The organism is Sphingobacteriaceae bacterium (assembly GCA_002319075.1).
Classification (GTDB): Bacteria; Bacteroidota; Bacteroidia; order B-17B0; family Aurantibacillaceae; genus Aurantibacillus.
The window spans coordinates 2477850-2500142 of the sequence record NVQB01000001.1; the positions used below are offsets into that span (position 1 = coordinate 2477850).

Annotated in this window: 23 protein-coding genes; 14 read left to right on the top strand and 9 right to left on the bottom strand. The window is 39.6% G+C overall.

What is annotated here, in order from left to right; genetic code table 11:
- Positions 1-110 precede the first annotated feature (110 nt).
- Both CNR22_10800 and CNR22_10805 read left to right on the top strand, forming a co-directional pair.
- The gene (locus CNR22_10800; GenBank protein PBQ32238.1) at positions 111-1658 is read left to right on the top strand and encodes an NAD(P)(+) transhydrogenase (Re/Si-specific) subunit alpha; all 1548 of its coding nucleotides are present in this window, start codon (positions 111-113) and stop codon (positions 1656-1658) included.
- An 11-nt stretch (positions 1659-1669) separates the two neighbouring features.
- Positions 1670-3067 carry an NAD(P)(+) transhydrogenase (Re/Si-specific) subunit beta gene (locus CNR22_10805; protein PBQ32239.1) on the top strand — a complete coding sequence of 466 codons (1398 nt, stop codon included), beginning with the start codon at positions 1670-1672 and terminating at the stop codon, positions 3065-3067.
- 438 nt (positions 3068-3505) lie between these two features.
- On the opposite strand, the gene fdhA is transcribed toward CNR22_10805, so the two are convergent.
- Entirely contained in the window at positions 3506-4696 is a 1191-nt protein-coding gene (fdhA, locus tag CNR22_10810; GenBank protein ID PBQ32240.1) for a formaldehyde dehydrogenase, glutathione-independent, read from the bottom strand.
- 20 nt (positions 4697-4716) lie between these two features.
- A complete protein-coding gene (locus CNR22_10815) occupies positions 4717-5118 on the bottom strand; it encodes a glycolate utilization protein (GenBank protein PBQ32241.1) in 402 nt (133 codons plus the stop codon).
- 151 nt (positions 5119-5269) lie between these two features.
- Here CNR22_10815 and CNR22_10820 point away from each other — a divergent pair, with 151 nt between their 5' ends.
- Positions 5270-6172: an AraC family transcriptional regulator gene (locus CNR22_10820; GenBank protein ID PBQ32242.1), complete on the top strand. Its 903-nt coding sequence runs from the start codon at positions 5270-5272 to the stop codon at positions 6170-6172.
- A gap of 15 nt (positions 6173-6187) precedes the next feature.
- Here the strand turns inward: CNR22_10820 and CNR22_10825 are convergent, their stop codons facing one another.
- The 3 genes from CNR22_10825 to rlmN all read right to left on the bottom strand — a co-directional run bounded on the left by CNR22_10825 (position 6188) and on the right by rlmN (position 8799).
- A complete protein-coding gene (locus CNR22_10825; GenBank protein ID PBQ32243.1) occupies positions 6188-6652 on the bottom strand; it encodes a hypothetical protein in 465 nt (154 codons plus the stop codon).
- A gap of 56 nt (positions 6653-6708) precedes the next feature.
- Entirely contained in the window at positions 6709-7641 is a 933-nt protein-coding gene (locus tag CNR22_10830; protein PBQ34877.1) for a polyprenyl synthetase, read from the bottom strand.
- A gap of 99 nt (positions 7642-7740) precedes the next feature.
- Positions 7741-8799, bottom strand: coding sequence for a 23S rRNA (adenine(2503)-C(2))-methyltransferase RlmN (gene rlmN / locus CNR22_10835; GenBank protein ID PBQ32244.1), 1059 nt, complete (start codon positions 8797-8799; stop codon positions 7741-7743).
- Between the two features lie 196 nt (positions 8800-8995).
- On the opposite strand from rlmN, the gene CNR22_10840 reads away from it, so the two are divergent.
- The 9 genes from CNR22_10840 to CNR22_10880 all read left to right on the top strand — a co-directional run bounded on the left by CNR22_10840 (position 8996) and on the right by CNR22_10880 (position 15947).
- On the top strand, positions 8996-10150 hold the full coding sequence (locus tag CNR22_10840; protein PBQ32245.1) for an amidohydrolase: 1155 nt from the start codon (positions 8996-8998) through the stop codon (positions 10148-10150).
- 6 nt (positions 10151-10156) lie between these two features.
- The gene (locus CNR22_10845; protein PBQ32246.1) at positions 10157-10795 is read left to right on the top strand and encodes an MBL fold hydrolase; all 639 of its coding nucleotides are present in this window, start codon (positions 10157-10159) and stop codon (positions 10793-10795) included.
- Positions 10796-10811: 16 nt separating this feature from the next.
- Positions 10812-11420: a hypothetical protein gene (locus CNR22_10850; protein ID PBQ32247.1), complete on the top strand. Its 609-nt coding sequence runs from the start codon at positions 10812-10814 to the stop codon at positions 11418-11420.
- Positions 11421-11431: 11 nt separating this feature from the next.
- Positions 11432-12496 (top strand): FAD-dependent oxidoreductase, encoded by a 1065-nt coding sequence (locus CNR22_10855; GenBank protein ID PBQ32248.1) that lies wholly within the window; start codon positions 11432-11434, stop codon positions 12494-12496.
- The gene (locus tag CNR22_10860) at positions 12480-12926 is read left to right on the top strand and encodes a hypothetical protein (GenBank protein ID PBQ32249.1); all 447 of its coding nucleotides are present in this window, start codon (positions 12480-12482) and stop codon (positions 12924-12926) included. The genes CNR22_10855 and CNR22_10860 overlap by 17 nt, the downstream gene beginning before the upstream one ends.
- An 11-nt stretch (positions 12927-12937) precedes the next feature.
- Positions 12938-13834, top strand: coding sequence for a 30S ribosomal protein S6--L-glutamate ligase (locus CNR22_10865; GenBank protein ID PBQ32250.1), 897 nt, complete (start codon positions 12938-12940; stop codon positions 13832-13834).
- A gap of 71 nt (positions 13835-13905) precedes the next feature.
- Positions 13906-14856, top strand: coding sequence for a succinylglutamate desuccinylase (locus CNR22_10870; protein PBQ32251.1), 951 nt, complete (start codon positions 13906-13908; stop codon positions 14854-14856).
- A 128-nt stretch (positions 14857-14984) separates the two neighbouring features.
- A complete protein-coding gene (locus tag CNR22_10875) occupies positions 14985-15236 on the top strand; it encodes a twin-arginine translocase TatA/TatE family subunit (GenBank protein PBQ32252.1) in 252 nt (83 codons plus the stop codon).
- 249 nt (positions 15237-15485) lie between these two features.
- Positions 15486-15947 (top strand): hypothetical protein, encoded by a 462-nt coding sequence (locus tag CNR22_10880; protein PBQ32253.1) that lies wholly within the window; start codon positions 15486-15488, stop codon positions 15945-15947.
- A gap of 4 nt (positions 15948-15951) precedes the next feature.
- Here CNR22_10880 and CNR22_10885 read toward each other — a convergent pair whose 3' ends face one another.
- Both CNR22_10885 and lpxK read right to left on the bottom strand, forming a co-directional pair.
- Positions 15952-16767, bottom strand: coding sequence for a purine-nucleoside phosphorylase (locus tag CNR22_10885; protein ID PBQ32254.1), 816 nt, complete (start codon positions 16765-16767; stop codon positions 15952-15954).
- Positions 16727-17788 (bottom strand): tetraacyldisaccharide 4'-kinase, encoded by a 1062-nt coding sequence (gene lpxK, locus CNR22_10890; protein ID PBQ32255.1) that lies wholly within the window; start codon positions 17786-17788, stop codon positions 16727-16729. Before lpxK ends, CNR22_10885 begins: the two co-directional genes overlap by 41 nt.
- 135 nt (positions 17789-17923) lie before the next feature.
- On the opposite strand from lpxK, the gene CNR22_10895 reads away from it, so the two are divergent.
- Together CNR22_10895 and CNR22_10900 are read left to right on the top strand one after the other, a co-directional pair.
- Complete coding sequence (locus tag CNR22_10895; protein PBQ32256.1) at positions 17924-19366, top strand: hypothetical protein; 1443 nt, start codon at positions 17924-17926, stop codon at positions 19364-19366.
- A gap of 31 nt (positions 19367-19397) precedes the next feature.
- A complete protein-coding gene (locus tag CNR22_10900) occupies positions 19398-20822 on the top strand; it encodes a hypothetical protein (protein ID PBQ32257.1) in 1425 nt (474 codons plus the stop codon).
- Positions 20823-20845: 23 nt separating this feature from the next.
- On the opposite strand, the gene CNR22_10905 is transcribed toward CNR22_10900, so the two are convergent.
- Both CNR22_10905 and CNR22_10910 read right to left on the bottom strand, forming a co-directional pair.
- On the bottom strand, positions 20846-21490 hold the full coding sequence (locus CNR22_10905; GenBank protein ID PBQ32258.1) for a hypothetical protein: 645 nt from the start codon (positions 21488-21490) through the stop codon (positions 20846-20848).
- Between the two features lie 111 nt (positions 21491-21601).
- Positions 21602-22246 (bottom strand): hypothetical protein, encoded by a 645-nt coding sequence (locus CNR22_10910; protein ID PBQ32259.1) that lies wholly within the window; start codon positions 22244-22246, stop codon positions 21602-21604.
- Positions 22247-22293: the final 47 nt, after the last annotated feature.

Genomic DNA, 22293 nt, shown 5'->3' on the forward strand with positions numbered 1-22293 from the left:
TTCCCAATAAATTTACGTTATTTGGGACCCTGAATTAATCTATGAAATTGTAATGTTTATCGAAATCCAAACCCAGGGACGGTAAGCCTTTGTTTCAGTAGATATCTAAAATGATATATATGAAAGTTGGAATCCCAGCGGAACTATTTCCTGATGAATTAAGAGTTGCGGCAACCCCAAAAACTGTAAAACGACTTCAAAAACAAGGATTTGAAGTACAGATCCAGCACAACGCTGGAAAAAAAGCAAATTTTTCGGATAAAGAGTTTGAAGAAGCCGGTGCTAAAATAGTGCAGACTGCTGAACAGATTTATGCAAATTCAGATATTGTGCTTAAAGTTAAAGAGCCTACCATTCCAGAAATTGAGATGATGCGCGAAGGTTTGGTTTTGCTGAGCTACTTATGGCCGGCACAAAATCAGGCATTACTTCAAAAATTAGCGGATAAAAAAGTAAATGCTGTGGCTATGGATGCGATTCCCCGCATTTCGAGAGCACAGAAAATGGACGTTCTTTCTTCTATGGCGAACATAGCGGGTTACAGAGCAGTGGTGGAAGGCGCTTACCATTTCGGAAGATTTTTAAACGGACAAATTACTGCGGCGGGAAAAGTAGAACCTGCAAAAGTTTTAGTGATTGGCGCTGGTGTGGCGGGTTTAGCGGCATTAGGAGCGGCAAATTCATTGGGTGCTATTGTGAGAGCTTTCGATACCCGTAAAGAAGTAGCAGAACAAATTGAATCTATGGGCGCCACTTTTCTCACCGTTGAACTGGAAGAAGACGGCGCAACATCATCGGGCTACTCTAAAGAAATGAGTAAAGAATTTATTGATGCAGAAATGCTTTTGTTTAAAGAGCAGGCTGCTGAAGTAGATATTATTATAACAACGGCACAAATTCCTGGCAAACCAGCGCCTAAGCTGATTCTTGATTATCATGTGGCCGCTATGAAGCCTGGATCTGTAATTGTGGATCTTGCAGCTTCTTCTGGTGGAAATTGTGTGCTCACAAAACCAGGAGAGGTTTATACAACCGATAATGGTGTTACCATTGTTGGTAAGCTGAGTCAACTACCAAGTCAGGCATCACAACTTTACGGAAACAATCTTTGTCATTTATTAGATGACATGGGCAAAGCCGACAAGTTTAAAATTGATATGGAAGACGCGGTGGTTTCCAGAGCAATGGTGACGCATGATGGCAAGATCAATTGGCCACCCGCACCTCTTCCCGTAAGTCCTGCAAAACCAAAAGTCTCAGCGGCTGTTACGGCAGAGAACGAAAAAGCTTCTGAAGCTCAAAAAATAAAAAAGCAAGCGACTTCCATGGCAATACGTTTAACCTTTATAGGATTGCTTTTGTTATTGTTAGGGCAGTTTGCTCCGGCTGAATTTATGCAACATTTCACCGTGTTTGTGTTATCGGTATTTATCGGCTGGCAAGTTATATGGAATGTATCCCATTCTTTACATACACCTTTAATGGCCGTTACCAACGCCATTAGTGGTATCATCATCGTGGGAGGTTTATTACAAACCAACGATGATTTTTCAAGTCCGATGACTATTCTGGCCTTTCTCGCTATTTTGGTTGCCAGCATTAATATTGTCGGAGGATTTGTAGTGACACGTCGTATGTTGAACATGTTTAAAAAATAAGAAAAGAGAGTATGGAAATTGGAATTCAAACAGCAGCGTATTTATTCGCAAGTATCTTATTTATTTTAAGTTTAGGTAGTTTGTCCTCGCAGGAATCTGCAAAACGCGGTGTACTTTATGGTATCATTGGAATGGTGATCGCTATTTTAGCAACTGTTCTCGGAGCGGGTGTTCATGGACAAATCTATATCATTGCAGCCATAGCCATTGCCTCTGTTATTGGTTTATTATTAGCTCGCAAAGTAGAGATGACCTCTATGCCTCAGCTGGTAGCAATTCTTCATAGCTTTGTGGGACTGGCAGCAGTACTTGTAGGTTTTGGCTCTTACCTCGATCCGCATACCCATATGCTTACGGGAACAGAAAGAACTATCCACTTAGTAGAAGTTTTTGTGGGTGTATTTATTGGAGCTCTTACTTTTACCGGATCTATCATTGCCTGGGGCAAGCTCGAAGGCAAAGTAAGAAGCAAACCTTTGTTATATCCTGGCCGCCATTTTGTAAATATTATTATGGTAGTTGCCAGTATAGTGTTGGGCGTGTTGTTCGCTAATGCCGAAGGAACAAGCGGAATGACGCAGTTATGCATTATGACTGCTATTTCAGGATTTGTAGGTGTGATGTTGGTTATGGCTATTGGTGGTGCAGACATGCCGGTGGTGGTTTCTATGTTGAATTCTTATTCCGGTTGGGCCGCATCAGCTGCGGGTTTTATGCTTGGAAACGATTTACTGATTGTTACAGGCGCATTGGTAGGTAGCTCAGGTGCTATTCTTTCTATCATTATGTGTGAAGCAATGAACCGTTCTTTCTTCTCTGTTATTTTAGGTGGATTTGGAAATGCACCTGCTGCAAGTGGCGATGCAAAAGCTATTGAAGGAGAAGTAACTTCTGTGAGTCATGAAGAGGTTGCTGACTTATTGAAGGAGGCAAAATCTGTAGTAATTGTTCCTGGGTATGGAATGGCTGTTGCAAAAGCGCAGTATCCTATTTTTGAGATGGTACAACGTTTACGCAAAGCGGGTAAAAAAGTGAGATTCGCTATTCACCCAGTGGCAGGGCGTTTACCTGGACATATGAACGTGCTATTAGCGGAAGCAAATGTACCTTATGATATTGTTTTAGAAATGGATGAGATCAACGAAGATCTTCCGGAAACAGATGTAGTAATGGTTATTGGGGCTAACGACGTTGTAAATCCTGGTGCACAGGATGATCCCTCAAGTCCTATTTACGGAATGCCTGTAATAGAAGCATGGAAAGCAGAAAAAGTAATTGTGATGAAACGTTCTATGTCTGTGGGATATGCGGGTGTTGAGAATCCTTTGTTCTACAAATCAAATGCAGAAATGCTTTACGGCGATGCTAAAGAGAGCGTTGAGAAAATTTTAGGCTTTCTAAAAGCTTAATTTAAATAGTTTGAAATAGAAAAGAGGCTGTCAAAACTACGCATCTTATGACGTGTCACATCGAACGTAGTCTGGATGGTTGTGAAGGCAGCGGGGTAAGTCGTTCTCGACTACGCTCGAACTGACATCTGCTTGACTACGCTCGAACTGAGATCTGCTTGACTACGCTCGAACTGACATCCGCTTGACTACGCTCGAACTGACATCTGCTTGAGTACGCTCGAACTGACATCTGCTTGACTATGCTCTAACTGACATCTGCTTGACTACGCTCGAACTGAGATCTGCTTGACTACGCTCGAACTGACATCCGCTTGACTATGCTCGAACTGACATCTGCTTGACTATGCTCGAACTGACATCTGCTTGACTATGCTCGAACTGACATCTACTCGACTCGGTGACAACCTCTTTTTATTTATTCGAAAATAGATCTTATTAATTTTTGATCATGCCATGCGGATCAATCACAAATTTTTTTGCGGCGCCCTTATCAAAATCGTGATACCCGCGAACGGAATCCTTTAAGGAAATGACTTCCACGTTTACGGCTTTTGCAATTTCAATCTTACCATATAAAATGGCATTCATCAATTGTCTATGGTATTTCATAACCGGACATTGACCTGTATGGATAGAGTGAGACTTTGCCCATCCTAAACCAATACGTATGCTTAAGCTACCTTTTTTAGCAGCTTCGTCTTTTGCACCAGGATCGCCCGTTACATATAAACCCGGAATTCCTAAAGAACCGCCAGCACGTGTAACTTCCATGATGGAATTTAAAACGGTAGCAGGTTGTTCTTCTCCGCTGTCGTGTCCGTGTCCCTTTGCTTCAAAGCCTACACAGTCTACGGCACAATCTACTTCCGGTATGCCGACAATAGCAGCTATCTGATCTCCCAAAGGAATATCTTTTTTCAGATCGATAATTTCACAACCAAAACTTTGCGCCTGCGTTAAACGCTCGTCGATCATATCGCCAACAATCACTACTGCAGCTCCCAACAAATGACAAGAGGCGGCACAGGCGAGGCCTACAGGACCCGCACCAGCAATGTAAACAATACTTCCCGGACCAACACCTGCGGTCACAGCACCGTGAAAGCCTGTCGGAAAAATATCAGATAATAAAGTAAGATCTTTTATTTTTTCCATCGCCTGATCGCTGTTTGGAAATTTTAGCAGATTAAAATCGGCGTAAGGAATCATAACATACTCTGCCTGTCCACCAACCCAGCCGCCCATGTCTACGTAGCCATACGCTGCACCTGGACGTGCGGGGTTTACATTTAAACAAATGCCTGTTTGTCCAACTTTACAATTTCTGCAACGTCCGCAAGCGATATTAAAAGGTACAGAAACAAGATCTCCTACCTTTACAAATTCAACATCGCGGCCCGCTTCTATTACAAGGCCGGTAATTTCATGGCCGAGCACAAGACCTTCCGGGGCGGTGGTTCTTCCGCGCACCATGTGTTGATCGCTTCCGCAAATATTTGTAGAAACGATTTTAAGGATTACGCCATGTTCACATTTTCTGTTTCCCAAAGCAAGTTTAGGATATTCTATTTCTCTTACTTCAACCACTCCCGGCTTTACATAAGTTACTCCATGATTATGACACATAAGAATCGGATAAGTGACTATTATTTTACCGCCTCAGCTCCGGCTAAAGCCACTGTGTGGTCGTTCTCAACAGTACTTCCTGAAACACCAATAGCACCAATAATTTCTCCTTTAGCATCTTTAATACAAACACCACCGGGAAAAGTAATAAGTCCATTATTTGAATGTTCGATATTGTACAAAGATCCGCCGGGTTGCGATAAACTACCAATGATACCGGTATCCATGTTGAAATAGCGTGCAGTGCGCGCTTTTTTCATCGAAATATCAATTGATCCAAGCCATGCTCCGTCCATACGCGCGAAAGCTGTTAGGTTAGTACCACTATCCACGATTGAGATATTCATTAATAAATTTAAGTCTGCCGCTTTCTTCTTCGCTGCTTTAATTGCTGTTTCTGCTTGTTCTAATGTAATATTCATAATTTTTAGTTTAAATGGTTTAGGCAAACCTAACACTATAGCTTAGGTATTATTTGCATTATCCTCCCTATTTAGCGCCTTATTGTTCCATCCTTCCACTTGCTTACATTAAAAGATAAAAAAAGGGTAAATTCACTTAATAGTTTTTCTTATGAAGCATACTCTACAACCTTTAAAAACCACGCTTTATAGCGAAGCCTCAGCGCTGGTTGAAAATAAAAAGGTTTTCACGATGAAAAATTGCGAGCTGAATATTTTTGAAACCTTTCAGCATTGTACGAATGTTCCTTTGGTTTATGATGGACTGGTAATAACCAGCATGCTTCGCGGAAAGAAAATCATTCGCCTGCAGGAAGAAGAAGCCTTTTCTTTTTTGCCAGGAGAAACAATGATCTTGCCGGATAATAAAAACTTTCATGTAGATTTTCCGGAAGCCAGTGCCACAAATCCTGTGCAATGTGCTACACTCACCATCGATACGCAGGAAGTAAAACGGACACTTGATTTTTTAAACGATAATTATCCTAAGAATAACGGAGAAGAAAACTGGTCACTGGATTTTAACCGCTACCATTTCCACAACAATAAAGAGCTGGCCATGTTGCTGAATAAAATCATTCATGTGAGCATGGAAGATAATCTCGCCAAAAACGCGTTAGTAGATCTTACTTTAAAAGAACTCCTTATCCGTACCATTCAAATACAAAACTTAGAAACCGTAAAAGTGCTTCCCGATAACAATCGTTTTGCAGGCGTGGTTCAATACATTCATGCTCATATAAAAGATCAGATAACCATTGAGAAATTATGTCGTGAGGCCTGTATGAGTAAAACTACGCTTTTCAGATACTTTAAAGATACTTTCGGAATTTCTCCCGTAGATTATATTATCCGCGAACGCTTAATTTACGCAAAAGAATTATTAGGAAATCCCGGCATTACAATTGCCGAAGTCTGTTACAACAGCGGCTTTAACAATGTGAGCTACTTTTCGCGTCTATTTAAAAAGACCGAAGGCCTTACTCCAAAAAGTTTTCAAAAGGGAAATTCCTGAATGGATTGAGAAACTTTATTTAACGGGTAACTCTTTTGTCATCACATCGTTTTTAAAAAGAAATTTGCGCGATACAGCTCCGGTAGAATCGTAATAAGTCCAGATACTATCTTTCAGATCGTTTTTGTAAAAACCAGTGTAACGTGTTTTGCCATCTTCGAAGTAAGTAAGGTTTGGTCCATGACGCAGGCCTTTATCGTAATGCAGTTCGCTCCAGGCTAAACCGTTTGGATAGAAAGACAGCCATTGTCCGTGAAATTTTCCAAAACGAAAATTACCTCTGAATTTGGTGATACCGTTTGGATATTTATCCACATAGTCGCCGGTGTAGTTGCTATCAGGAGGCATTATTAAAAGTGGATTTTTTTTCTTTAAAGAATCAGCATTTAATTTTTGAGCGATGCGCGAAAGAGAATCCTGAATGTATTTTTCAGCGTCCGTCAATTTTTTTTCTTCCTCTGGGGGGTCACAAGATGACACGACAGAAAGAATGAAGCAGCAACAAATAAAATAGAACAAATTTTTCATAGAAGGTATTATTTTTTTCTTTCGATGGCATAAACCAGAAGGCGTTCAAGACTTTGCCGCGCTTCGTTTTCTGGAAATTGTTTTAAAACAGCGAGGGCCTGGTCTTTATACTGATGCATGATTTTATTCGCGTAAGAGATGCCTCCTTTAGCGATAACAAAATCAATTACTTTTTTTACTTCTTCACTTTCTTCGTTATGATTTTTAATGATGTTGATGATTTTGCGTTTCTCCAGCCAGGTGCTATTGTTCAAAGCATAAATCAATGGCAAAGTCATTTTCTTTTCTTTGATATCGATGCCTGTTGGTTTACCGATGTTATCATCACTTCCAAAATCGAAGAGATCATCTTTTATCTGGAAGGCAATTCCGGTTAATGTCCCAAAGTCGCGCGCAAGATTGATTGCTTTTTCATCATTTGTAACCGAGGCTGTGCCCGCTGCGCAACAGGCGGCAATAAGGGTTGCCGTTTTTTTAGTAATAATGTCAAAATAAACTTCTTCTGAAATATCCAGTCTCCTGGCTTTTTCAATTTGTAGAAGCTCTCCCTCACTCATCTCCCGAACTGCGGTACTTACTATTTTTAAAAGATGAAAGTCATTATTATCGAGTGAAAGCAAAAGACCTTTGGAAAGCAAAAAATCGCCTATTAAAACGGCAATCTTGTTTTTCCACAGGGCGTTTACGCTAAAAAACCCTCTGCGTTCATTGCTGTCATCTACTACATCATCGTGAACAAGTGTGGCAGTATGCAAAAGTTCTATTAGAGCAGCCGCGCGATGCGTGCTATCATTTATTTCCCCGCTTACCTGTGCAGATAAAAAAACAAACATGGGTCGGATTTGTTTTCCTTTTCGTTTTACAATATAAGAAGTGATTTTATCCAGCAGTGGAATGGAACTTTTCATGGCGTCCTTGAATTTTTCTTCAAAGACCTCCATGTGATCTGCAACCGGATTTTTTATTTCATCAACTGTTTTTGACACAGGGCTAATTTACTTTTTTATACCAGATTAAAGAAATATAAAAATCTTTTAGTATCATTTCAATTCAGGAGAAATAAGTTTGTTTTTATTTGCCAGTTGTCCGCAGGCAGCATCAATGTCCTTACCCCGACTATGGCGAACGTTACAAATGATACCATGACTTTCGAGGTGTTTCGTAAAAGCAAGAAGTCTTGTGGTACTTGTTTGCTGAAACTCTCCTCCGTCAATAGAGTTATATTCAATAATATTTACTTTGCTTTTTACGCGTTTACAATATTCAACTAATTCCTGCGCGTCCTGTAACGAATCATTAAAGTCTTTAAAAACAATGTATTCAAAAGTAGGGCGGGTGCCGGTTTTTTCTGTAAAATATAAAAGTGCTTCTGCTAAATTATCGAGTGTATTTGTTTCGTTAATCGGCATTAGTTTGTTGCGTTTTTCGTCGTTTGCCGCGTGCAGAGAAAGTGCAAGATTAAATTTCACATTGTCGTCTCCAAGCTTCTTAATCATTTTTGCAACACCCGCTGTAGAAACGGTAATACGTTTTGGCGACATGCCCAATCCGGTGGGGCTGGTAATTTTTTCAACCGACTTAAGAACTTCTGTATAGTTTAAAAGAGGTTCACCCATGCCCATGTAAACGATGTTTGTAAGAGGTGCCTCATAACGTTCAGAAGCTGTATTCTTAACCAAAACAACCTGGTCAAAAATCTCGTCTGCATTGAGGTTTCGCATACGTTTTAATTTTCCGGTCGCACAGAATTTACAAGTCAAACTACAGCCCACCTGCGAAGAAATACAGGCCGTCATCCTTTCGTGGTGCGGAATTAGAACACTTTCCACAACATAATTGTCGTGCAGTTTCATGGCACATTTTATTGTACGGTCGGAACTTACCTGTAATTCATGTATTTGTACGGCGTTGATAGCAAAGTTTTCTTCCAGGTAATCGCGTAATTTTTTTGAAAGATTCGACATCTCACCGAATTCAACTACTCCCTTAGCCCAAAGCCAGTCGTATACCTGCTTTGCACGGAAGGCGGGTTCGCTGATCTCCTCAAATAAGTGCGTGAGTTGAACGAGTGATAAAGCTCTTATATCTTTTTTTGTCATGAATTGCGAGGCAAAGATACCACTTTTAGCGCAATAGAGCGAAGATTCCACCTTTTTTGGTTCCGATGGCTATCGGGATAGGTTCGCCTTTTTTTCTGCCTTACCACTTACAAAATCCCTGCCACCACTTACATCACGTGAGAGTGTTTTTTCAGCTTCTGCATAGGCTTAAAGCTATATTTCGCTAAATTTACACATGCGTTTTTTGAAGGCAGATAAAATTTTTGATGGACAGAATTACCTGGCTGCAGATGCTTTATTGGTGCTCGATGGTAAAAATACTCTGACGGAAATTATTTCTGAAACCCGTGTAGAAAAGGCTGAGGTAGAATACCATGTAGGCATTCTCACACCAGGTTTTATAAATGCGCATTGTCATCTCGAGCTAAGTCATTTAAAAGGTAAGATCGCTCAACATAGCGGTCTGCCGGCTTTTGCAAAAGAAGTTGTTTCATTAAGAAACACCATCCGTAAGGAAGAAATTTCTTCAGACATGCAGGAAGCCAATATCCAAATGTGGAATAAGGGCATTGTAGCTGTGGGAGATATAAGTAACACTGAAGATAGCTTTCAGGAAAAACTCAACAGTAAAATTTATTACCATACCTTTTTAGAACTTATTGGATTAAATCCTGCAAATGCGAATGTTATTTTTGCAAAAGGACTGCAGCTATTAGAGAAATTGTTGTCTCTTAATTTAGCGGGAAGTCTTTCGCCTCACGCTCCCTACAGCACTTCCAAAGAGTTAATTAAACTCATAGCCGATCAAAATGTTTTAAGCAATACCTCTCTGAGCATTCACAACCAGGAAAGTGAAGAGGAACATAAATTTTTTCACGGTGAACCGAGCGCGTTTGAAGATCTTTATAGATCATTGGGACTGGATCTTACCTGGTACAAGGCTCCGAACACTGCTAGTTTATTGCATTACGTGGAAGTTTTATCAGCAAAGCCTTCTATTTTGGTTCACAATACTTTTACAAAAGCGCCTGAGTTAACATCCACAGAAACTAAAAACATTTTCTGGTGTTTCTGCCCTGGAGCAAATCTTTACATAGAAAATAAATTACCCGATTTTTCCATTTTCGCGGGTAAAAAAAACACTGTTGTATTAGGCACCGATAGCCTTGCCAGTAATACAGACTTAGATATTATAGCCGAAGCAAATCTGGTCTCAAAAAATACAAACGTTTTCTCGAAGGAAGACCTGCTGAGAGCAGTTTGCAGTAATGGTGCTGCGGCATTAGGAATCTCTGAACATTACGGACACCTTCTCCCTGGAAAAAATGCGGGAATTAACCTCATAAACTTTACGGATTCAAAAATCAATTTTATAAAAAAAATAGCTTAGAAACTTATGCTTTATCTAAAATCTTTCACCTTTAATCCTTTCCAACAAAATACATATCTCGTTTATGATGATGAAGGAACAGCGTATTTATTCGATGCTGGAAATTCTACAACAAGCGAACATGCTGAATTAAAGAAATTTATTGAAGATAAAAAACTGACACTCAAGCGTTTTCTTTTAACTCATGCGCATATTGACCATATCCTGGGTGCACGTTATATCCTGGATACCTGGGGACTTTTACCTGAAATGCATGAGAATGAAATTTTCTTTATTGATCGTATGGCTCAAAGCGCAAACATGTATGGAATTAATTTTGAGCAGGCACCCATGGCGGAAAAGTTTTTGAAGGAGGGTGACGTTGTGCAACTTGGCAATTATGCATTCGAATGTATTTTTACTCCGGGACACTCACCGGGAAGTATCTCTTTTTACAACAAAGAAAATAAATTGTTGATAGGTGGCGATGTTTTATTTAGAGGAAGTATTGGTAGAACAGATCTTCCATTAGGAGATCACGACACCCTGATTACGGCTATTAAGGAAAAACTTTTCGTATTAGAGGATGATGTAAAAGTGTATAGTGGTCACGGACCTTCCACCACCATTGGTTTTGAAAAACAAAACAACCCGTTTTTAGTTTGATCTTAATTTTATAGAAATGAAAAAATTAAAACTACTTCTGTTCTTCGTTACCGCTGCCCTGAATATGTTAGCGCAGGAAAAACCAAAGAAAATGCCGGACTTTTTTCGCAAAGAAGAAATCATTTATGACAACAAACGCTATAGAATTCACAATTGTTATCTCACACTAGGACCTGGTTTCTTGCAAACAAGTATTCGAAAGGAGGTACAAAGAACAATAGCTTTGGATTTTCAATTTCCTATCCGTCGTCATCATTTTCAGGCGGGTGTGCAGATGAGTGGTGAGTCTTTTGGTTCAAACAACAATATACAAGGACATGTATGTTATGGCTGGCGGAAGGAAAAAACCCGCAATAACCTTGCTGCATATGTGGGACCAAGTGTTTATACGGGCGTTGAAACAGGTTCTATGGGAGAAGCGGTTTTTTACCAGGGACTTGGCCTTTATGGTTGCGTTCAGGCCGTTACAAAACTTGCATACGACATTGGAATAGGTGCCGAACTCTTCGGCGACATCAGTCCAAAGCAAGGTATGGTAGGATTAAAACTGATAGTGTTTTTTTCAGGAGCTTATCGTGGCCCTAAAAAGAATGTCAATATAAATGTAAGGTCAGAAAATCCTTAGCTTTATCTTTTATGCTGGATTTTATAATTGTTGGCAGAGGTCTTGCGGCTACAACGCTGGCTCATAGCTTTGAAACACATAACCTGACGTTTAACATGGTGGGTGATGAAAACCTGAGCGCTTGTTCTAAAGTGGCTGCGGGTATCTGGAATCCCGTGGTTTTTAAGCGCCTGACAAAAAGTTGGTTGGCTGATGAGGTGGTTGACCATCTCAATCTGTTTTATTCTGAGTGTGAAAGCAGGATAGGCGTCAAAGTAATGACTCAAAGGCCTATATTAAAGCCCTTTACAGAAGATCAGGAGAAAGCACTCTGGCTAAAAAAAGCCAGAACTGATTTGGAAAACTTCTTGGATGAAAAAATTCACGAAGCTTCAGAAAAGGCGTTAACTAATTTTAAAATTACTAACGGTTATGGCCTTGTTAAAAATAGTGGAAATCTGAATGTTGTCTTATTTTTAGAAGCTTCGTCCCGCTATTTTAAGGATCAGATCAGAGATGAGGTTTTCGATTACCACCAATTAGAAATTACAGACGAAAAGGTTTCCTACAAAGGACTGGAAGCGAAGACTATCATTTTTTGCGAAGGCTACCTTGTAAAAAACAATCCTTTCTTTAACTGGATTCCTTTAAAGCCGGCAAAAGGCGAAATAATCACGATTAAAGCCGAAGGACTAACCTTAAAAAATGAAATTTTTAATCGGAATGGTTTTTTAATGGATGTTTCTGAGGAGACTTACAAAGTAGGGGCGACGTATGCATGGGACGATCTCACAGATCAGATAACCAGTAAAGGTCTTGAGGAATTGAAATCAAAAACCAGGCAAATGATTCAAAGCGATTACTCGGTAGTAAAACACGAGGCCGGAGTACGCCCGTCTTCTCTCGATAGGCGTCCGATCATAGGAAATCATCCTTTCTATAAAAATGCGCATGTGTTTAATGGACTGGGAACAAAAGGAGTTATGCTGGCGCCGTATTTCTCAAAAAATTATGTAAATTTCTACTTACAAAAGGAACCGCTTCACACAGAGGTGGATGTAAAAAGGTTCTACCATTTTTATGGCAAAGAAAAATAAGATTAGATTAATCGGACGCAGGGAATTTATAAATTTTCTGAGCCTTGACATTTCGCAGGTGGAAGCAAAAATTGATACAGGAGCTTATACGTCTTCTCTACATTGCGAAAACATCACCATAAATTATGAAAATTCAAAACCAATTCTTTATTTTACTATAGAGCTGGGAGAGCCTAAAACCTTTCGCTTTGAAGAGTATACGCAAAAGAAAATAAAAAATTCTTTTGGCGAAATGGAAGAACGCTATGTTATTAAAACACTTGTGCAAATTGGAAGAAAAAAAATTAATGCAACTATTTCTCTTAGCAACAGGGATAATATGCGTTACCCGGTGCTTATTGGCAGAAGGCTGCTAAAGGCAAAATTTTTAATCGATGTAAATCAGATTCACACTAACGGATTCAATTTAAAAAAGTCCCCTACACTTTAAATTCAACTACAATGAAAATCGCTGTATTATCCCGCAATAAAGGTCTTTATTCTACCAAGCGTCTAATCGAAGCAGGTGAAAACAGAGGTCACGAAATGGTTTTGCTTGACCATATGAAATGTGTTCTTGTCATTGAACAAGGCCGACCGCATATTTATTTTAATGGTAAAGAAGTAGTTGGTGTCAATGCCGTTATTCCTCGCATTGGTGCTTCTGCTACGTTTTACGGATCGGCCGTTGTTCGCCAGTTTGAAATGATGAAAATATTTACCGCAGTTGAATCACAGGCATTGGTACGTTCGCGTGATAAGCTGCGTAGCTTACAGATTCTGGCCCGCGCGGGTATAGGTATCCCCAAAACAGCTTTTGCGTCTTCACCAAAGGATAGAGACATTGACAATGTAATCGAGAATATTGGTGGCGCACCTTGTGTAATCAAGCTATTGGAAGGCACTCAGGGTATTGGTGTTATCCTTGCAGAAAATCAAAAGGCCGCTAAAAGTGTTGTGGAGGCTTTTTTAAAATTAGAAGCGAACATGTTGGTGCAGGAATTTATTAAAGAGGCCGGGGGCGCTGATCTGCGGGTGTTTGTGGTAGACGGACAAATTGTGGGTTCTATGAAACGGCAAGCCAAAGAAGGAGAATTCAGAAGTAATTTGCATCGGGGTGGGTCTGCATCTCTCATTGATCTTACCGCCGAAGAGCGCTCAACAGCTATTAAATCTGCAAAGAAACTAGGACTTGGCATTGCCGGAGTCGATCTTCTGCAATCAAGCAGGGGGCCATTAGTAATGGAAGTTAACTCTTCGCCCGGATTAGAAGGTATTGAAGGCGCTACAGGAGTAGACATAGCCGGAAAAATTATTGAGTACGTTGAACGCAACGAATTTACGAAACCAGGTGAGTAAACAATATAAGCCCCTGGCAGGATTTAAAAACAATAATCTTGTCAGGGTTTATTTAACCAAATGAATTGAAAGTGCAAAAAACTATTACGATTAACGGACAGACTATTGAACCAGGAGAAACAAAAACAGTGGTCCTGAATTCATACGAATTGCATACACAAACCAAGCTCGAAATTCCGGTGGTTGTTATCCATTCGAAAGAAGAAGGTCCGGCAGTGTTATTGAGCGCCGGCATGCATGGTGAAGAAACAAACGGGATTGAGATTATTAGAAAAGTCATTACTAATCCTGAAGTACAGTATCTTAAAAGGGGTACTTTAATTGCTATTCCCGTTATCAATGTTATTTCTTTTTTATTCGGAAGCCGTGATTTGCCTGATGGACGTGACCTTAACAGGTGTTTCCCGGGAAATAAAAGAGGATCAATAGGAAGTAGAATTGCTTACGATTTAATGAAACACATTTTACCAATCATTGATTTTGGTATCGACTTTCATACTGGCGGGGCTAAGATCAGCAACTATCCACAATTGCGTTGCGTGTTCGATTTTCCGGACAATGTAGCTTTGGCAGAAAAATTTTCGGCACCGTTAATCATTGATGCTCCTTACAGAGAAGGGACTTTTCGTCATGAAGCCTCTTTAAAAGGTAAACCTATCCTGGTGTACGAAGGTGGCGAAAGTATGCGTTTTGATTACATCGCGATCCAGGAAGGTTTAAATGGATGTTTACGTTTGATGAATTCTTACGGGATGATAAATTTTGAAAGCTTAGGAAACGCGTCTGTAAAAATTAAAAAAGATACCTGGGTTAGGGCTAATAGCAGTGGATTGTTCCATATGACTGTGAGTAATGGCGCTCCCGTATCAAAAGGTGATCTTTTAGGAATTATTCACGATCCTTTTGGCGATGAGGAAGAAAAGATGTTAAGCCCTACAGATGGCTACATTGTTGGGATCAACAATCAGCCGGTGGTAAACCAGGGGGATGCTTTGATCCATATAGGGATCCGGGAAGAATAAAATTTCGTAAATTTGTTTATGAGAAATTCAATTGACCTTAGCGACCTTTTCATCATCCTTTTTGTGGCGATGATCTTTGTTTCGGGTTGTGTGGTGGTTTTTAAATTTATGCGCGGAGGCAAACGATAATGGTACTGAATCAATTTATAGCATTTTTAAATTTAGGTGGCGGCGAAGTAGTCATGATCGTGTTAGTGATTCTGCTTTTATTTGGAGGAAAGGGAATTCCAACCATAGCTAAAACTTTAGGAAAAGGTATCAGGGAGTTTAAAGATGCCACCGACGGTTTGAAAAAAGATTTGCGGGATAGCACCAGCGGTATAACAGACCAGGTGACCGAACACATCCAGGAAGTAAAAAAAGAAATTGAAAAGGAGTAGGGTCTCGACTACGCTCGACCTGACACTCGACTACGCTCGACCTGACACCTGAGTACGCTCGAGCTGGCACCTGAGTACGCTCGAGCTGCCACCTGAGTACGCTCGACCTGACACCTGATTACGCTCGACCTGACAGTTGAGTACGCTCGAGCTGTCACCTGAGTACGCTCGAGCTGGCACCTGAGTACGCTCGACCTGACACCTGACTACGCTCGAGAAACGAACCTTCAAAACTAACAACGTAAAAAATTGAACCTAAAAATTTTAATATTTCTTTTCATTTTAAGTTTTTTCGGAATACTTTCAGCGCAACCTGTCGAAAAGATCAGATTCAAAAAAGATCAGTCGCTTATTTATTTTTTTCAGAAAGGCTCTAAAACTGACACGCTTCACAAAAACCGAGATAATTTTTTTTATCTGATCGTTCCGGATTCTATTAAAAAAAATTTATCCATCGCTGTTGAAAACGGTCAGCTGATGGCCACAGTAAACGACAGCCTTGTAAAATTTAATTATTTGCCAGGGTTTAAGTATGAATCTTTTTATACGGCCAAAGATGTAAACGCAGGTAAAAAAGCGAAGCCCGAATACGAGTATAAAACCATGGTAGATGGAATTTCTATTCTGCCGGAAAATAAAATAAGTATTAGTTTGATCAATAAACAAACCGGCGGTTTGATCCTTGAGAACGTGTTTTTCTATACGAAATAGATCGCTAGATCCTCTTCACTAATTCTTTCATAATCAGCGTCATCTTTGGCTCCTGAAGGCTGGCAATATGTAAAACCTCTTCGTGTGTTACGGTTTGCACTTTTCCTTCTACACCTAAATCGGTAACAATGCTGATTCCAAAAACATCCATGCCGGAGTGTTTTGCTACAATAACTTCAGGAACAGTACTCATACCTACTACGTCCGCGCCTATGCGCCAGAGCCAGCGGTATTCGGCAGGGGTTTCAAAGCATGGTCCGGTTAAACCGGCATAAACACCTTCGCTGATTTTAATATTATTTTCTTTGGCAATTTGTTTTCCTAATTCTACATAGGTTTTTTTGTATGTCTCGCCCATGTCCGGAAAACGCACTCCTAAAGAGGCTTCGTTTCTTCCTATGAGTGGATTGGTTGGAAATAAATTAATATGATCGTTGATGATCATTAATTCTCCGACTTCGAAAGTGGGATTCATTCCACCGCAGGCATTGCTCACGCAAAGTGTACGCACACCTAAAGCTTTCATGATTCTTACAGGAAAAGTTATCTGCTGCATGGTGTAACCTTCGTAAAAATGAAAGCGACCTTGCATGGCCACTACTTTTTTTCCACCCAGTTCTCCGAAAATGAGTTTGCCACTGTGGCCTTCTACGGTACTGGTCGCAAAGTTAGGAATGTCGGTATAAGGAATAATAAATTCGGCTGTGATCTCTTTTACTAGTCCGCCAAGTCCTGTGCCCAATATAATACCAACCGAAGGCAGAAAGTTGTTGGTTTTTTCACGTATACTTTTGGTGGTAAATTCTATTTGTTCTAACATACTTTAAAATAAGCTCATTCAACTCTTCTTCCTTGTCTTTAAATGTAATTTCGAGAGGCAGGATATAAATGTTCATGCGTTTTGCCACGTCCCAAAGTCCGGGATTTTTTAGGCGCATCAAATCTTTCTCAGTAGTCACCAATATCTTATTTCCACCCTCAAAACTGTTGTAATAGCGTTCAATATCTTCGAGATCTTTCAGGGTATATTCGTGATGATCAGAAAAAGGTAAATGTTTTACTTCTGCAGAATATTCTTTCAGATAATTGATCATAGGTTGGGCATTCGCAATACCAGCGAAAGAAATCACACGGTAACGAAACAACTCGTTCAGAGTATCCAGTTTTTTGTTTTTGTTATCTAAAGCATAAAGTTCTCCGTACTTTAAATAACTAAAGAACACACGCTGGTGCGCCTTAGGAGCAATATCTTTAAGTATGTTTCTTATTTCTACAGGACTGGTCCTTTCGGGAGTCTTACTTATGATGATCAGATCTGCACGAATAATCCCACTCTTAAATTCCCGTAAAGTTCCTGCGGGAAGCATCATGTCTTTAAAATACAGATTGTTGTAATCGCTCACCACTATATTGAGTCCACATCTTACAGAGCGGTGCTGAAAAACATCGTCGAGCAAGATGATTTTCGGTGCTTTTTCTTTTAAGGCCATCAGGTTTTTAATGCCATTCACCCTTCTTGCATCAACAGCTACCTGCACATTGTACTTTGTTTTGTACATCAGGGGTTCATCACCGATATCTTCGGCAGTGCTATTTTCGTCAGCCAAAACATAGCCTTTTGTTTTACGCTTGTAACCGCGGCTTAAAGTAGCTATCTGCGAATCTTCTACGGTTAGTAACCGGATCAGGTATTCCACAAGGGGAGTTTTGCCCGCACCACCTACAGCAAGGTTTCCAACCCCAATGGTATGAATATCGAAACGTCTTTCTCTGAGAAGTCGCCAGTCGTATAAACTATTCCTAAAAAAAGTAATGATGCCGTAGAGAAATGCAATCGGCATTAACAGTATTTTTAACCCGTTATTCAAACAGGTTAAATATGCTTATTTTTTCTTAGAAATTGAAATTTGCAGAGAATTTGATGAAATAGCTGCAATAACGTTTTATGATCGCAGAATAACTCTGGCACAGTAATTGTGAAATTGCTAATCATGAAAACCCAAATTACCTTTCTGTTAGTATTTTTTTTCCTGCAAAGTTTTAAATCGCAGAATGGGATTTGCCTAACTCAGGCTCAGAATCCAAATGCCTCTCTAGTATCAACTCCAGCGCTTGATAAGGGTGATTTTAATAATGATGGGAAAGAAGATATATGTGTGAGCGGATCTGACACTTCTTTATATGGGATTAGCGTTATCAAACTCTACTCTTCATCCGGATCTGGCAGTTTTACTGCTTCGACCCATACTTTAAATTTCGCTAACAAGTTGAATGCTCGTAGAATTGATTTTCTAAAAACAGGTGATTTTAATAGTGACGGCAAACCAGATGTATTTGCCCTCTGCCACTCAGATAGCATCTTTTATTTGAACGGAACTGGGAATGGAAGTTTAAATGCGGCTGTCAGTTTTTCTTTGCCTTATGAACCCACGGCTTTACTAATTAATGATTTTAACAGTGACGGTAAAAACGATTTGGTTGTAACAAGCAATGTTACACCATCCGTTTCTATTCTTTTCGGAAACGGTACAGGCGGATTCAGCAGCATCAATCATTACAGCCTTGCATTGCCCGCAACTCAATTGGTGTCGGGCGATTTTAATAATAATGGCACGCTGGACATCTATTTAATTACCGGTGGTAACTCCTATTTTATGAAAGGTTCCGGCACCGGTGGATTTACAATAACCCCCACATTTAGTTTAGACTGTGGTAGTTTAAAAGTAGAAGACATTAATTCGGATAATAAGCTGGACCTTGTTTACAGCGATTTAACAAGTAGTAAACTCTGTGTGCGAATGGGCAATGGTAATTTTACATTTAGTTCTGTAACTACATACTCTGTAAATAAAATAAAAGGAGGTTCCAGCATCACTGCTGTGGGTCCAGTTGAAATAGCTGATTTTAATAAAGACGGCAATAAGGATATAGCTGTTTTATCTGACGACATGAACATAAGCGTTTTTCTAGGAGCCGCAAATGGAGTTTTTTCGAATTCAGCAACCTATACTCTTAATTCCACAGGGTTTTATTTGATTGTGTTTAATTTGATTGCGGCTGATATTAGTGGAGATGGAAAGCAAGATATTGTTGTGCTAGCCGGGGATATGGGTCAAACATATCTCGGAGAACTAAAAGTTTTTCTAAACTGCAACACAGTTGGAATTAACAAAGAATATTATATAGCAGGGAAAATCAAACTCTTCCCAAATCCCGCAAAAGATTATTTGCAAATAGAAACATCAGAAAACACCTTTAATCGCATTTTTATTTATAACGAACTAGGGCAGCTGCTAAGAGAAGAAGAATTAGAAAACAACACTCTAAACATAAGTGAACTTTCAAACGGAGTTTATTCTCTTGTTTTAAAAGATAAAAATTCTTTAACTGTCAGTAAATGCTTTATTATCGCCAGGTAACTCTGGCACAGTAATTGTCAAATCGCTAATCATGAAAACCCAAATTACCTTTCTGTTGGTATTTCTTTTCCTGCAAAGTTTTAAATCGCAGAATGGAATATGCCTGTTACCTGCGCCTGATCCTTCGCTTAGCGTTTTTTCCAGTGTTGTTTTAGAAAAAGCAGATTTTAATAACGATGGTAACGAAGATGTTTTTTCAATTGGGCCTGCACCTGTAAGCCCTTACTACAATAATTTGGTAGTATTTCTATCTAATGGTACTGGTAGTTTTACGGCGTCTAATTTTACGATAAACAGTGCTCATACCTTTTCCAATGATCGTATAATTTTTGCCAAGCCTTGCGATTTCAATATGGATGGTAAGCAGGATATTTTTATCTCAACTACTTGTGATACCCTGTTTCTTTTAAAGGGTAACGGAGCTGGAAGTTTTACTGCAACCCCAAGTTTTACTTTGTCATATAGTCCAACTACATTTATTTCATCCGATTTCAACGGTGATGGAAAGCCAGACATCGCAATGACAAGCACCTCCACGCCCTCTGTGTCTGTTTTACTGGGAAATGGAACAGGAGGATTTTCATCTATCACCAATTATGCTCTTGCCAGTGCTGCCAAATTACTAGTGGCCGGTGATTTTAATAATAATGGCACGAACGACATTTTTGCTTTAACGGGTGGACCATCTTATTTTTTACGCGGGAATGGTATAGGATCGTTTACAGTAACAAACGGGTTAAGTCTTGCAGCCGATGATGTAAAAGCTGTGGATATTAATTCGGACAATAAGCTTGATCTCATTTATACAGATATTGCGTCGGGTAAATTAAACATTATTAAAGGCAATGGAAATTTCACATTTGGCACAGCTACGTCTTTTACTGTTGCGCAGATTGGGGGTGGATCAATGAACATCATGCCAGGGACATTACACTATGCAGATTTTAATAAGGACGGAAAAACTGATATAGCGGTACTTTCAGACTTTATGGGAATGTCCATTTTTCAGGGTACAGGAAACGGTTCTTTCGCAGCGCCTGTAAGCTATTCCGTTAATTTAACATCATGGTTTACCGTTTTTAATTTTGTGGTTGCAGATATAAATAATGACGGGAAGCAAGATATTGTGGCTCTTGCAGACAACGGAGGTTCTATACCTTATGGTGAATTGAAAACCCTGGTTAACTGCAACACAGTTGGGATCAACGAAGAAAATTATATGGCAGCAAACATAAAACTCTTTCCCAACCCCGCAAAAGATTATTTACAAATTAAAATATCAGAAAACACCTTTAATCGCATTCTTATTTATAATGACCTTGGTCAGCTCCTTAGAGAAGAAGAATTAAAAAACAACACCCTAAACTTAAGTGAACTCGCAAATGGTGTATATTCTCTTGTTTTAAAAGACAAGAATTCAAATGTCACTAGCAAACGCTTTGTAATAGCCAGATAAAATTAGCTGGAGAAATTTTCGATTTAGTTAGCGGTATCCCCAGTACTTTGAAAGCCCTGTAAATAATTTTGCGGATCGAATTTTAACTCTACAAAATTTTGAGCGCCTTTGTGGTATTTCCAAACAATAGGAGAAGACTTGTCCCAATCGTCTACCGATTCAGTGCTCATATCGGTAATAGCTTTCATGCAGGATTCAACGGTTTTAATTCTTACCACCGCTTTATTGGTGGCGGTATTCCAGCGAACGAAAAATAATTTTACTTCTTTACCGGCATCGCAAGCGGGTTTGTCAAAGGGTTTACTGAATGCACGTACATACACCAAAACATATGTACTGTCGCCTTGTTTTTTCTCAAATAAAATTTTAGAAACTTCCGGATCTTTTGTAAGAGAGTCGTTGATGCAATGGTTAAAGACTGTTCCATTACTTACAAGATTAATGCAGAGTTTGTTTCTCTCGCCTTTTATTTTTGAGCGTTTGGTGTAAACAGCAAATTCTTTTGGAATAGCTGCTGCTTCCGCGAGACGGAGAGCTGCTGTATCTATAGCAACAGGTTTAACGGTGTCTTTTGTGGCGACTGGTTTTGTGGTTTTAGCTACAGGTTTTTTTGTCTGAGCGTTTGCGAACGATGCAAAAAATATGGTAAGGATAAGAATTCTATACATAGGGATAAAAATAGCAATAAAAAATTAAATGGCAATTGAAGAACCCATGACATGGAGGAGTGTTAGCGGCTGGAGTAACTGTTTGGCCTTTGTTAAGAATCTTGGTGAAAATCAGAATTGTCCGGCTTCAACCAATTTTACGGCCCGTTCAATCATAATGTCTTCCACCTGGGCATCGTACTCGACTTTCATGTTATGGCCAAAGATTCTGGCAACGGTTTGCCACATGGCAGCCTGAAAGCTTCCCCGTAATTGTTTTACGATTTCGTAAGTCGTTTTTTCGGTTTCACGATCTATCAATTTCATCAGGATTTTACCTTGTGAAACGGTAAGTCCTTTTAATTCGTCTTCAAACTCCGTACGGAGGTCTTTTTCGCAGACTTTAATAAAAGCTTTTCTCAAATTTTCTTCTTTTATAGCAGCCAGTGCTTTATCGTATTCTTTCAGCTTTGCTGCAGCAAGAATAGCATAAGGATAAACTTTTTTTACGTTAAATTTTACACGGGTCCATTGTTCGCGCTGGCGGGTGTTAGAGAAAACAAAATTGGTAACGATCTCTACCTCATTAAAAACAACCATGGGGAAAGTATCTTTTCCAACCACTTCGGCACGGCAACGAAAGCCATTTTCAGGCGGCGTTAGAATGTCGGCCGCTTGGGGACTTTGCGAAAATAAGGAAACAGAAAATCCGGAAAACAGAATTATAAAAACTGATTTTAAAGGAACCTTTGGATATTTATAAAAACGATCTAACATTCAATCATTTATATACTTAAACGCCTAAAGTAACCTGCAAGTTGCGT